Consider the following 12,223-nt stretch of genomic DNA (forward strand, 5'->3'; position numbering starts at 1 on the left):
GCAAGAACGATAAGGGGAGGGAGCCAGAAAATGGCCACGACATTCAACAAGGCAAGGCTGTTCTGGCTGGGCGTGCTCGCCCTGTTCACCGCCGCCTCGAGCCTCGCGATCCGCGGGGCGATCGCCAGCGGGCTCAAGGCCGAGTGGATCGATCCGATCGCGCCGTTGCAGGCGGGCGAGCTGCTCGCCGCGGCTTTGGGCGCGGCGTTCCTCAGCTTCGCGATCACCCTGTTCGTCGCCAGCGCCTTCCTCGACCAGATCGGCATGAAGCGCTGCCTGCTCGGCGCGGGCCTGTGCTTCATCCTCGGCCCGCTGCTGATAGTCACCGCGGGCAATCTCGCGACCGGCATGACCGTCTACACGCTCGTCTGGTTCGGCATGCTGCTCAGCGGCATCGGCTGGGGGCTGACCGAAGCGGCGATCAACCCGCTGACCGCGCAGCTATACCCTGAGGACACCACCCACCGGCTGAACGTGCTCCACGCCTGGTTCCCGGGCGGGATCATCGTCGGCGGGCTCGTCGGCTTCTTCCTCTCGGCGACTCTGCCCTGGCAGGGCATCATGGCGCTGGTGATGATCCCCGCGGTCGCGACCGTGGCGATCGCCGCGACCACGACCTTCCCGCCGCCGCTGCGCGCCGAGAGCGGCGTCAGCTTCGGCGAGATGGTGAGCGAAGTGTTCCGCCGCCCGAGCTTCTTCATCTGGTTCGGCGCGATGTTCCTCACCGCCGCGTCCGAGCTCGCACCGGGTCAGTGGATCGACGTTGCCCTCACCAACCGCGTCGGCATGCGCGGCATCCTGCTGCTCGTCTACGTCAACGCGCTGATGTTCGTGTTCCGCCATTTCGCGGGCCGACTCGCCAACAAGATCTCGAACCCCGGGCTGCTCTGGGTATCGAGCCTGCTCGCCGCGATCGGCTTGTTCATGCTGAGCCAGGCGCAGACGCCGGTGGCGGCGGTGATCGCGTCGACGATCTGGGGGCTGGGCGTCTGCGTGATGTGGCCGACGATGCTCGCCTCGGTCGCCGAGCGCTATCCGCGCGGCGGCTCCTGGGCGATGGGGCTGGTCGGATCGGCGGGCGCGCTCGCCAGCTTCTTCGTGCTGCCGCTGCTCGGCGCGATGTTCGACAAGGCCAAGATCGAGTTCGCCGGCGGGCCCGAGGCGTTCGCGCAGCTGGCCGGCGCGGCCAAGCTGGCGGTCGAGGACGCGGCGGCGTCGGTGTCGTTCCAGCGGCTGGCGATCCTGCCGGTGGTGCTGCTGGCGGTGTTCGGCTTCATCTGGCTGCGCGAGCGCGGCAAGTCGCGCGCGGCGCTGGCGGGTGAGGTCGCGTGAAGCTGACCCGACGTTCCGTGCTGGCCGCAAGCGCCGTCGGCGCGGGCGCGGCGACGATGGCGCGCGCGGCCCCGACGCGGAACGCCGCGCGCTTCTCGCTGGGCTTCGCGCCGCACGAGGGCAGCTTCAAGAGCCGCGGCAACCGACTCGAGCAGATCGCCTTCGCCGCCGACCAGGGCTTCACTGCCTGGGAGGACAATGAGGCGGCGGGCCGTCCGGTCGAGGAGCAGGTCGCGATGGCGCGCGCGCTCCAGCAACGGAACATGACCATGGGCGTGTTCGTCGCGAGCATGCCCCGGTGGGGGGAGATGCGGCCGTTGCTGGGTGGCAATGACGAAGCCGAGCGCCAAGGATTCCTCGCCGACATCCGCGCCTCGATCGACGTCGCCAAGCGATTGAACGCCAAGTGGATGACGGTCGTCCCCGGCTTCCTCGACCGCCGGCTGCCGGTCGAGATCCAGACCGGCCGCATCATCGATACGATGCGCCGCGCCGCCGAGATCGTAGAGCCGCACGGCCTCGTCATGGTGATGGAGCCGCTCAACACGATCGTGGACCATCCGGGCGTGTTCCTGCAGACCATCCCGCAGGGCTTCGCCGTCGCCAGGGGCGTGAACAGCCCGGCGGTGAAGGTGCTCGCCGACCTCTATCACGAGCAGATCCAGGCGGGTCACCTGATCAAGACGATGGAAATCTGCTGGAACGAAATCGCCTATATCCAATTCGGCGACAATCCCGGCCGGAAGGAGCCCGGCACGGGCGAGGTCAATTATCAGAACGTGGTCCGCTGGCTGCGCGCGAAGAAGTTCGCAGGCGTGATCGGCATGGAGCACGGCAATTCGATCGAGGGTCGCGCGGGCGAGGAGCGGCTGGTCGCCGCCTATCGCGCAATCGACGCGGCATGAGGGAGGGACGAGTGAAGCGTATCGCATGGGGCGCCGCGGTGGCGGTGGTCGTGGCAGCGGGAAATCCCGCCACCGCGCAGGAGAAGCCCGGCTTCAGGGACACGCCGACATTGCCCGACGGCAAGTGGAAGGTCCACGACGCCGACCGGCCCTACCCGATGGTGGTGACGCCGGCCGCGACGCCGGGGGCACCGCCTTCGGACGCGGTGGTGCTGTTCGACGGCACGTCGCTCGACGCCTGGCAGCCCCAGGCGACGCCGTGGACGGTCAAGGACGGCGCGGCGACTTCGGTGCCGCGCGCGGGCGGCGGCGGCGAGAACGCGCTGGTCAGCAAGCAGAGCTTCGGCGACGTCCAGCTCCATCTCGAGTTCCGCTCGCCCAACCCGCCGACCAAGAGCTCGCAGGACCGCGGCAACAGCGGCATCTGGTTCATGCAGCGCTACGAGATCCAGATCCTCGACGGCTATCAGAACCCGACCTATGCCGACGGCACCGTCGGCGCGATCTACGGCTGGAAGCCACCCTTGGTGAACCCGTCGCGCAAGCCCGGCGAGTGGCAGAGCTACGACATCGTCTTCGAGCGTCCGCATTTCGGGCCCGACGGCAAGTTGCTGCGCCCCGCCTATATCACTGCCTTCCTGAACGGCGTGCTGGTGCAGAACCGCCAGCCCTGGCTGGGCGGCACGATCTGGCGCAAGCTCGGCACCTATCAGGCGCATGGCGATGCCGCGCCGATCCAGCTCCAGGATCACAACTCACCGGTTTCGTTCCGCAACATCTGGGTACGCCCGCTGCCCGAAGCGGCGGCGAGCTACGACTTTGAGGGTATAGTGAAATGATCATCGATCGCAGAGACGCCCTTGCGGGCATGGTCGCGATGTTCGGCACCGCTTTGTTCGCGCCGATCGCCCGCGCAGCCAAGGCGCAAGCGACCCCGATCAGCGACGGCCCGCCGAGCGCCCCGGTATTCACCGCCGAGCAGCGCGCGCTGATGACCGCGCTCAGCGAGCGCGTGATGCCGACCACCGACACGCCGGGCGCCATCGCCGCGGGCGTGCCCGCCTTCATCGAGAAGCTGCTCGCCGACTGGGCGGGCCCCGACGATCGCAAGCCGATCCTCGCCGGCCTCGACGCGATCGAGGCGCGTGCCCAGGCCGACTACAAGATCGCCGCCGCCAAGGCGACACCCGCGCAGCAGGACGCGTTGCTCACGCTGGCGATGGAAGACAAGTTTCCCGGCGGAAAGGACTTCTTCGAGAAGTTCCGCCAGCTCGTGATCACCGGCTATTTCACCTCGGAGGTCGGCATCACCCAGGAGCGCGAATATCTGCCCGTCCCGGGCCGGTATGACGGCGCCTATCCCTATTCCCAGGTCAACAAGGTCTTCTCGTCATGATGATCAACCGACGGCAATGGATCGCGGGCGGCGCCGCATTCGCGACGACGCTGGCGGCGGGCCCGCTGTTGGCCAAGGGTAGCAAGCGCAAGCCCATCGGCCTCCAGCTCTACACGGTGCGCGAGCTCTTCTCGAAGGACCCGATGGGCACGCTCGAGAAGGTGGCGGGGATCGGCTATCGCGAAGTCGAGTTCGGCGGCGGCGGCTACGACAAGATGGACCATGCCGCGCTCCGCAAGACGATGGACCGGCTGGGGCTCAAGTCGCCCTCGATCCATGTCGGCTACGAGGCGCTCGGCGGCGATTTCGACGGCGCGGTGAAGATGGCCAAGACGCTGGGCGCCGACACGATCGTCGTGCCCTACATGGGCGACGCCCACCGCAATGCCGAGGCCTGGAAGGCGGCGGTCGCCAACTTCAACCACTATGCCGAGCAGTTGAAGAAGGCGGGCATCGGCTTCGCCTATCACAACCATGATTTCGAGTTCACCGTGAAGCCGGGCGGCACCAGCCTGTTCGACACGCTGATCGCCGATGCCGATCCGGCCCTGGTCAAGATCGAGCTCGACTTGTTCTGGGCGATCGCCGCGGGCGAGGATCCCAAGGCGATCATCAAGCGCCTGCCGGGGCGGATCTATGCCTATCACGTCAAGGATCGCACCGCCGACGGCAAGATGACCAGCGTCGGCAAGGGCGTGGTGAACTTCGCCGACATCTTCGCGCTCAACGGCACCGCCGGCGTGAAGCATTTCTACGTCGAGAACGATCAGTCGCCCGCGCCGTATCTTCCCGACATCCAGACCAGCTTCGCGACGCTCAGCCGTCTGCACGCGTAACTTTATTCGAGGATCATAGAGATGGCCGACATGTTCGATGCGATCGTCATCGGCTCCGGAGTGAGCGGCGGATGGGCGGCGAAGGAATTGACCGAGAAGGGCCTCAAGGTCCTGGTGCTCGACCGCGGGGTGATGGTCGAGCATGGCGAGGATTATGATTTCGACGGCAAGCCCGCTTTCGAGATCCCCGCCCGCGACATGATGCCCAAGGGGCTGCTCGACAGCGATTATTTCATCGCGAAATATGGCTATGTCTCGCCGGCGACCCGGAAGTTCTACAACAACGACCGGCTCAACCCCTATGCCTATGGCGAGGGCGAGAAATTCTACTGGATCCGCCCGGGCGCGGTCGGCGGCAAGTCGCTGATCTGGGGCCGCTGGAGCTTCCGCTGGTCGCCTGAAGATTTCGAGGTGAACAAGCGCGAGAATGTCGGGATCGACTGGCCGATCCGCTACGACGACCTCGCGCCCTGGTACGATTATGTCGAGAAATATGCCGGCATCTCGGGCAGCCGCGAGAACCTGCCGCAGCTGCCCGACAGCCAGTTCCAGCCGCCGATCCCGATGAACATCGCCGAGAAGTGGGTGAAGGAACGGCTCGAGACGACGTCGCCCGGGCGCAAGCTGATCAACTGCCGCATGTCCAACATGACCGAGGACAAGGAGGCGCAGGGGCGCTCCAAGTGCCAGTTCCGCGCGCAGTGCGGGCGCGGCTGCTCGTTCGGCGCCTATTTCTCGACCCAGGCGGTCACCCTGCCCGCCGCGCGCGCCACGGGCCGGCTGACCTTGCGTTCCGACGCGGTCGTCTCCAACCTCGAATATGACCCCAAGACCAAGAAGGTCACCGGCGTCCGCGTGGTCGACACCAAGACCCGCCAGGCCGAGGTGATCCCCGCGCGCCTCGTCTTCCTCTGCGCCTCGGCGATGGCATCGACCCAGATCCTGATGAACTCGCGGATCCCCGGGACCGGCAAGAGCCATTTCGACACCAGCGGCACGCTCGGCCGCTATGTGATGGACCATATCTTCCGCGTCGGCGTCTCGGGCGACATCCCGGGCATGACCGAATATATCGAATATGGCCGGCGGCCGGGCGGAGTCTATGTTCCGCGCTTCCGCAATGTCGGCGGCGAGGAGGGCGTGGGCTTCAAGCGCGGCTATGGCTATCAGGGCGGCGCACGGCGCGACCCCGCCTATCCGCAAGGCTTCGGCGCATCGATGAAGCACGGCATGCGCCAATATGGCGGCTGGAAGTTCGGCATGGGCGCGTTCGGCGAATGCCTGCCCTATGAGGACAACCGCGTCAGCCTGCACCCCGACAAGGTCGACCGGTTCGGCATCCCGCTGATGCGCTTCGACGTCACCTTCCGCGACAACGAGATCAAGATGATGAACGATGCGGTGACCGAGGGCGAGAAGATGCTCAAGGCGGCGGGCCTGCTCAACGTGACGAGCTATCACGGCGAGCACGTTCCCGGCGATGCCATCCACGAAATGGGCGGCGCGCGCATGGGTGCGGACCCGCGCCAGTCGGTGCTCAACAAGTGGAGCCAGGCGCACGACGCGGCCAACCTCTTCGTCACCGACGGTGCGCAGATGGCCTCGATCTCCTGCGTGAACCCGTCGCTCACCTTCATGGCCTTCACCGCGCGCGCGGCCGATCATGCGGTCAAGCAGCTGAAGGCGGGGGTGATCTAGGAGACGGGCGCCTGTTCAAAACCCGTCACCCCCGCGAAAGCGGGGGCCCATCTCCAAAGCGGTCGGCAAGCTGGGCCGGCGCGCTGGTGGATAGCCCCGGAGATGGGTCCCCGCTTTCGCGGGGATGACGAAGAGGGAGGTGGGTTGCGCGATGGATTCCATGGCAAACGACCACCGACCACTGCTTCTGGCCCTCGCCCTCCTGACGGCCAGCGCCTGCCACGCCCAGGCACCGCAGGAACCCACACCACAAGCCTTCCGCGACGTGACGGCGACGCATGTGCCGCAAGCGCCCGATCTGCACGCGCTCGACATCGCACTGGCCGATTTCGATCATGACGGCGATCTCGACGCCGCGCTCGCGGTAGAGGGCGCGCCCAACCGGCTCTACGTCAACGACGGCCGGGGCCGCTTCGCCTGGCGCGAAGGCGTATTCGGGCAGCGCGCGCACGACACAGAGCATGTCCGCGCCGCCGATTTCGATCGCGACGGCCATGTCGACCTGGTCTTCGTCGCCGAGGATGATCGGGTGCACCAGTTCTTCCTCGGCCGCGGCGACGGCAGCTTCGTCGACGCGAGCGCGCGGCTGCCCGCGATGAGCGTGGGCAACGGCCTGGCGGTGGGCGACGTGAACCGCGACGGCCTGCCCGACATCCTTGTCGGCAACTCGGGCAACTCGGGCGAGAAAGGCGAGGATGGTGGCCGCAACCTCCTGTGGCTGAACGATCCCCGCCGCCCCGGCTGGTTCGTCGCCGCGACCGACACCCATCTGCCCGCGATCAAGAACAAGGCCCAGGGCGTGGCGCTCGCCGATCTCGACGGCGACGGCGACCTCGACATGGTCGTGGCGACCGAGGCGCCCCCTACCCGCTTGCTGGTCAACGGCGGCAAGGGCCGCTTCGCCGAGGCGTCGGACAGGCTCGACCAGGTCACGCCGCTGGAGACGCGCGAAGTCCATATATTCGACGCCAATGGCGACCGGCGGCCCGACATCCTGCTCCTCAACCTGACGAGCAATGCCGGGAAATGGGAGAAGGACCCGCAGGCGCGGCTGCTCGTCCAGAATGGCGCGGGCCGCTTCGTCGACGAGACGGCGCAGCGGCTCCCCGCCAATCGCTTCTCGAGCTGGGGCGGCACCGTCATGGACTTCAACCGCGACGGCCATCCCGACATCATCCTTGGTGCCATCGCGGTCCCCGGCTTCGCGCCGCTCCAGGTCCGCGCCTACGCCAATGACGGCAAGGGCCGCTTCCGCGACGCCACCGCCGCGACCTTCCCCGGAACGGTCGTCGGCCGAAGCTGGAGCATGGCGGTGGGCGACGTGGACGGGGACAAGATCGACGACCTCTTCATCGGCGGCTGGGGCACGCAGGCGCGACTGCTTCTGGGGCGATAACCTGACCATCGCCCAGGCGACGGCGGCGCGGCGGACGAGACGCGAACGGCCGGAGCGCGCGCGATCCGCGACGAAAGGGTGTTGATACTTTATATCATCGCGGCTAGCGCAGCGGCAACCCTTCCGTCCGGGACCTGTCCATGTTGCGTAGCCTGTTGCTTGCCACCGCCACCCTGATCGCCTTGCCGGCGCATGCCGAGGAAAAGCCCGTCGCCGCCCCGGCCGGCGACACGACGGCCGATGCGTCCGCGGCCGATGCGCAGGACCATGACCAGCCGGCGCAGGAAGTCGTCATCACCGGCACGCGCGCCCGCGCCACGGCGGACGTGCTCGGTGGGACCGCGATCCTCGCCGCCGAGGAGCTCACGCGCGAGATGCGCCCGACGATCGGCGAGACGCTCGCCTCGCAGCCCGGCGTCTCGGCGACCTCGTTCGGCCCCAACGCCTCGCGGCCGGTGCTCCGCGGCTTCACCGGCGATCGCGCGCGGCTGCTGATCGACGGGATCGGCAGCATCGACGTGTCGAACACCTCGGCCGACCATGCCGCGATCATCAACCCGCTCACCGCCGACCGGATCGAAGTGCTGCGCGGCCCCTCGGCCCTGCTGTTCAGCCCCTCGTCGATCGGCGGCGTGGTCAACGTGATCGACAGCCGCATCCCGCGCCGCATGGCCGAAAGCCCGCTCCATTTCGACGGCATCGCAACCTATGGCAGCGCCGCCGACGAGCGCGCGGTCTCGGGCGTGGTCGACGTGCCCGTGGCGGGCAAGCTCGTCGTCCATGCCGATGGCAGCTACACCAAGACCGGCGACCTCAGGAGCGGCGGCTATGTGCTGACCCCCGCGTTGCGCGCGCAGGCCGCGGCCAGCGCCGACCCCGACATCCAGGCGCTCGCCGATCTCAAGGGCAAGATCCCCAACACCGCCGCCCGCACCTGGGATATCGCGGGCGGAGCGGCGATCGTCGACGAGTCCGGCAACCTCGGCTTCTCGGTGTCGCGCTACGACAGCCTCTACGGCGTGCCGATCCGCTATTCGCTCGACCCCGCGGTCGAGGCCGAGGCGGTCCGGCTCCACGCCAAGCAGACGCGCTTCGACCTGCGCGGCGACATCCTCACCGAGACCGCGGGCATCCACCAGATCCGCATGCGCCTCGCGGCAGCCGACTATCGGCACAGCGAGATCGAGGACACCGGCGAGGTCGGCACCACCTTCTACAGCCAGGGCCTCGAAGGCCGGCTCGAGCTGGTTCAGGAGACGCATGGGCTCTGGGAAGGCGTCACCGGGGGCCAGTTCTCGACGCGCAACACGCGCATCGTCGGCGAGGAGAAGTTCCTGCCGCGCACCGAGAGCAACCAATACGGTCTGTTCACGCTCCAGTCGCTCGACTTCGGCAAGCTGAAAGCCGAGGCAGCCCTGCGCTACGAGCATAACCACCTCACCGCGCAGGCCGACGCGGACATCGGCAACCCGCGCACCGATCGCAGCTTCGATAGTCTCTCGGCCTCGCTCGGCGCGAGCTATGCGCTCGCCGATCATCTGCGGCTCGGCATCAACGTCTCGCGCAGCGAGCGCGCGCCGACGCAGGAGGAATTGTTCGCCAACGGTCCGCACGCGGGCACCCAGGCGTTCGAGATCGGCAACCCCGATTTCACCACCGAAAAGGCCTGGGGTATCGAAGGCACGCTCAAGGGCTCGGGCGACGGCTGGAGCCTGTCGGCGGCGGCCTATTACAACTGGTTCACCGACTATATCTACGACGCCCCCACCGGCGCGATCGAGGACGATCTGCCGGTGTTCCAGTACAACCAGGCCGATGCCCGCTATTACGGCTTCGAGGTCGAGGGTTCGGCGCGGCTCGCGCAGCTCGGCAAGTTCGCGATCAACGCCGATGCGCTGGCGGACTATGTCCATGCCGAGCTGGTCGACCAGGGACCCGTCCCGCGCATCCCGCCGCTCCGCGTGATGGGCGGGATCGAGGCGCAGTCCGACACGCTCACCGGCCGGGTCGAGGTCGAGCACAGCTTCGCGCAGGACCGTATCACCGCTTTCGAGACGCCGACCAACGGCTTCACCCTCGTCAACGCCTCGCTCTCGTGGAAGCCGTTCGGCGCGGATTCGCACACCAGCCTGACACTCTCGGCGAACAACCTCTTCGACGTCGAGGCGCGGCGCCACACCAGCGTGCTCAAGGACTATGCCCCACTCGCCGGCCGCGACCTGCGCGCGACGCTCCGGGTGCAACTCTGATCCGCGCGCATTAATAGGGGGCGGATGGACAGTCCGCTCCCCGAACCGGTCGTCGACCTCGAAGCCGAAAAGACGGCGTCGCGCCGCATCCCCTGGCCGATCGTCATCCTCGGAGCGGTGGCGCTGCTGCTGCTCGGCATGGTCTGGTTCGGCCACGAGATCCTGGAGGGCGACGCGGCCGCGATCGACCGCGCGATCATCCTCGCGATGCGCGTCCCCGGCCATCCCGAACAACCGCTCGGGCCGCACTGGCTGCCCTCGGCGGTGCGCGACATGACCGCGCTCGGCAGCACCACGGTGCTGACCCTGGTCGTGTTCGTCACCGCGAGCTTCCTCGCGCTACGGCGGCGCTGGCGCTCGTCGCTGCTCGTGCTCGCCGCGACGACACTCGGCGCGCTCGCGGTGACTGTGGTCAAGGCACTGATCGCCCGCTCGCGCCCCGACCTGGTCGGGCGGCTGATGGAGGAAGCGTCGCACAGCTTCCCAAGCGGCCATGCCGCCAACAGCGCGATCGTCTATCTCACGGTCGCGACCCTGCTTTTCCCCGTGGTGCGCGGCTGGCGGATGCGCGGCTTCGTCCTCGGCGTCGCGATGCTGCTGGTGGGCCTGATCGGCGCGAGCCGCGTCTATCTCGGCGTCCACTGGCCCAGCGACGTCCTCGCCGGCTGGGCCTTCGGCAGCATCTGGGCATTGCTGTGGTGGGGAGTGGAGCTGAGGCTGTTCCGCAGGAAGCGCTAGCCAGTCGGTCGGCCCGCGTCAGCCCTGCCGCTCGGCCAGCTTGCGCTCCCAGGCCAGCGCGTCCTTGACGATCCCCTCGAGATCGTCGTGCCTCGGCCGCCACGGCAGTGTGCTCAGGATCTTGCGGTTGTCCGCCACCAGCGCGTCGGGGTCGCCCGCGCGGCGCCCCTCCAGCTTCCGCTCGATCGTCCGGTTGGTCACCCGGTCGACCGCGTCGAGCACCTGCAGCACCGAGAAGCCGCGGCCATAGCCGCAGTTCATCGTGTGGCTCTCCTCAGGCCGCGCGATCAGCAGGTCGAGCGCGTCGACATGCGCCGCGGCGAGATCGGTGACGTGGATATAGTCGCGCACCCCGGTACCGTCCTCGGTGGCGAAGTCGGTGCCGAACACCGATACCGCCGCGCGCTTCCCCGTCGCCGCCTCGGCCGCGATCTTGATCAGGTGCGTCGCGCCCGCGGTCGACTGGCCCGAGCGGCCCTGGGGATCGGCACCGGCGACGTTGAAATAGCGCAGCGCGCAATAGTTGATCGGATGCGCTGCCGCCACGTCGCGCAGCATGAACTCGGTCATCAGCTTGGACATGCCGTACGGGTTGATCGGCGACTTGGGGCTGTCTTCGGAGACCGGCACCTTCTCGGGGATGCCGTAGGTCGCCGCGGTCGAGGAGAAGATGAAATGCTTCACCCCGGACGCTACCGCGCTCTCGATCAGCGAGCGGCTCGCCACGGTGTTGTTGCGATAATATTTGAGCGGGTCGCTGACCGATTCCGGCACCACCACCGATCCGGCGAAGTGCATCACCGCGATCACGCCCTCGTCGCGCATGGTGGCGCGCACGACGTCCTCGTCCTCGATATTGGCGACGACCAGCTTCGCGCGCTTGTCGACCGCCCAGTCGAAGCCGGTGACGAGATTGTCGACCACCACCACCTTCCAGCCCGCATCGAGCAGCGCCAGCACCGCATGGCTGCCGATATAGCCCGCACCGCCCGTCACCAGCACCGTACCGTCGCGCATGCCCGTCTCCCTTTACGCGGCCCCGCCTAGAGCCGCGATTGCGCTCCGCCAACCCCCACCTATGTTGGGCGCGACAAGGAGAACGAAATGACAGTCGAAACCGCGACGCTCGCCGGCGGATGCTTCTGGTGCACCGAGGCGGTGTTCAACGACGTGGTGGGCGTGAGCAAGGTCGAGAGCGGCTATATCGGCGGCACCGTCCCCAACCCGACCTACAAGCAGGTCTGCGGCGGCGATACGGGGCATGCCGAGGCGATCCGGGTGACCTTCGACACCGACCAGATCCGCTATGGCGATCTGCTCGACATCTTCCTCGCCACGCACGACCCCACCCAGCTCAACCGCCAGGGCAACGATATCGGCACCCAATATCGCTCGGCGATCTTCCCGCACTCGCCCGAGCAGGAGGCCGAGGCGCGCGCAGCGATCGAGCGCGCCCGGCCCGACTGGCCCGCACCGATCGTCACGACGATCGAGCCGCTGGCCGAATGGTATCCGGCCGAGGATTACCACCAGGAATATTGGCAGGGCGAGGGTCAGCGGAACCCCTATTGCCTCGCGGTGATCCCGCCCAAGCTCCGGAAGCTGCGCAAGAGCTTCGCCAATCGGCTGAAGGAAGGCGCGGCGGCGTAGCCCATCTCCGTTCGTGCTGAGCT

The 12,223-nt window shown here is 67.8% G+C and carries 11 protein-coding genes; 10 read left to right on the top strand and 1 reads right to left on the bottom strand.

All coding sequences use genetic code 11. From position 1 onward, the window contains the following. The first annotated feature begins 30 nt into the window (after positions 1 to 30). The 9 genes from MT490_RS05305 (at position 31) to MT490_RS05345 (ending at position 10,550) form a co-directional block, all read left to right on the top strand. Positions 31 to 1,332: an MFS transporter gene (locus MT490_RS05305; protein WP_297384914.1), complete on the top strand. Its 1,302-nt coding sequence runs from the start codon at positions 31 to 33 to the stop codon at positions 1,330 to 1,332. Continuing rightward, positions 1,329 to 2,237, top strand: a complete 909-nt coding sequence (locus MT490_RS05310; RefSeq protein ID WP_297384916.1) for a TIM barrel protein — start codon at positions 1,329 to 1,331, stop codon at positions 2,235 to 2,237. Before MT490_RS05305 ends, MT490_RS05310 begins: the two co-directional genes overlap by 4 nt. An 11-nt stretch (positions 2,238 to 2,248) precedes the next feature. Continuing rightward, positions 2,249 to 3,076 carry a DUF1080 domain-containing protein gene (locus MT490_RS05315; RefSeq protein ID WP_297384918.1) on the top strand — a complete coding sequence of 276 codons (828 nt, stop codon included), beginning with the start codon at positions 2,249 to 2,251 and terminating at the stop codon, positions 3,074 to 3,076. Beyond that, complete coding sequence (locus MT490_RS05320) at positions 3,073 to 3,633, top strand: gluconate 2-dehydrogenase subunit 3 family protein (protein ID WP_297384920.1); 561 nt, start codon at positions 3,073 to 3,075, stop codon at positions 3,631 to 3,633. The genes MT490_RS05315 and MT490_RS05320 overlap by 4 nt, the downstream gene beginning before the upstream one ends. Next, entirely contained in the window at positions 3,630 to 4,469 is an 840-nt protein-coding gene (locus MT490_RS05325) for a sugar phosphate isomerase/epimerase (protein WP_297384922.1), read from the top strand. Before MT490_RS05320 ends, MT490_RS05325 begins: the two co-directional genes overlap by 4 nt. A 21-nt stretch (positions 4,470 to 4,490) precedes the next feature. Beyond that, on the top strand, positions 4,491 to 6,167 hold the full coding sequence (locus MT490_RS05330) for a GMC family oxidoreductase (RefSeq protein WP_297384923.1): 1,677 nt from the start codon (positions 4,491 to 4,493) through the stop codon (positions 6,165 to 6,167). 151 nt (positions 6,168 to 6,318) lie between these two features. Continuing rightward, complete coding sequence (locus MT490_RS05335; RefSeq protein ID WP_297384925.1) at positions 6,319 to 7,563, top strand: VCBS repeat-containing protein; 1,245 nt, start codon at positions 6,319 to 6,321, stop codon at positions 7,561 to 7,563. Between the two features lie 140 nt (positions 7,564 to 7,703). Next, on the top strand, positions 7,704 to 9,812 hold the full coding sequence (locus tag MT490_RS05340) for a TonB-dependent receptor (RefSeq protein ID WP_297384927.1): 2,109 nt from the start codon (positions 7,704 to 7,706) through the stop codon (positions 9,810 to 9,812). Between the two features lie 24 nt (positions 9,813 to 9,836). After that, on the top strand, positions 9,837 to 10,550 hold the full coding sequence (locus tag MT490_RS05345) for a phosphatase PAP2 family protein (RefSeq protein ID WP_297384928.1): 714 nt from the start codon (positions 9,837 to 9,839) through the stop codon (positions 10,548 to 10,550). 18 nt (positions 10,551 to 10,568) lie between these two features. Here the strand turns inward: MT490_RS05345 and galE are convergent, their stop codons facing one another. After that, complete coding sequence (gene galE / locus MT490_RS05350) at positions 10,569 to 11,567, bottom strand: UDP-glucose 4-epimerase GalE (RefSeq protein WP_297384930.1); 999 nt, start codon at positions 11,565 to 11,567, stop codon at positions 10,569 to 10,571. 87 nt (positions 11,568 to 11,654) lie between these two features. On the opposite strand from galE, the gene msrA reads away from it, so the two are divergent. Then, complete coding sequence (gene msrA, locus MT490_RS05355) at positions 11,655 to 12,200, top strand: peptide-methionine (S)-S-oxide reductase MsrA (protein ID WP_297384932.1); 546 nt, start codon at positions 11,655 to 11,657, stop codon at positions 12,198 to 12,200. The last annotated feature ends 23 nt before the right edge of the window (positions 12,201 to 12,223 follow it).

It is taken from the genome of Sphingomonas sp. (assembly GCF_026460985.1).
Lineage (GTDB): Bacteria > Pseudomonadota > Alphaproteobacteria > Sphingomonadales > Sphingomonadaceae > Sphingomonas.

Bases quoted from the DNA above. Each gene is read 5' to 3' on its own strand.
- MT490_RS05305 (WP_297384914.1), top strand. From the start codon at position 31: ATGGCCACGACATTCAACAAGGCAAGGCTGTTCTGGCTGGGCGTGCTC.
- MT490_RS05320 (WP_297384920.1), top strand. From the start codon at position 3,073: ATGATCATCGATCGCAGAGACGCCCTTGCGGGCATGGTCGCGATGTTC.
- MT490_RS05325 (WP_297384922.1), top strand. From the start codon at position 3,630: ATGATGATCAACCGACGGCAATGGATCGCGGGCGGCGCCGCATTCGCG.
- MT490_RS05330 (WP_297384923.1), top strand. From the start codon at position 4,491: ATGGCCGACATGTTCGATGCGATCGTCATCGGCTCCGGAGTGAGCGGC.
- MT490_RS05335 (WP_297384925.1), top strand. From the start codon at position 6,319: ATGGATTCCATGGCAAACGACCACCGACCACTGCTTCTGGCCCTCGCC.
- MT490_RS05340 (WP_297384927.1), top strand. From the start codon at position 7,704: ATGTTGCGTAGCCTGTTGCTTGCCACCGCCACCCTGATCGCCTTGCCG.
- MT490_RS05345 (WP_297384928.1), top strand. From the start codon at position 9,837: ATGGACAGTCCGCTCCCCGAACCGGTCGTCGACCTCGAAGCCGAAAAG.
- galE (WP_297384930.1), bottom strand. From the start codon at position 11,567: ATGCGCGACGGTACGGTGCTGGTGACGGGCGGTGCGGGCTATATCGGC.
- msrA (WP_297384932.1), top strand. From the start codon at position 11,655: ATGACAGTCGAAACCGCGACGCTCGCCGGCGGATGCTTCTGGTGCACC.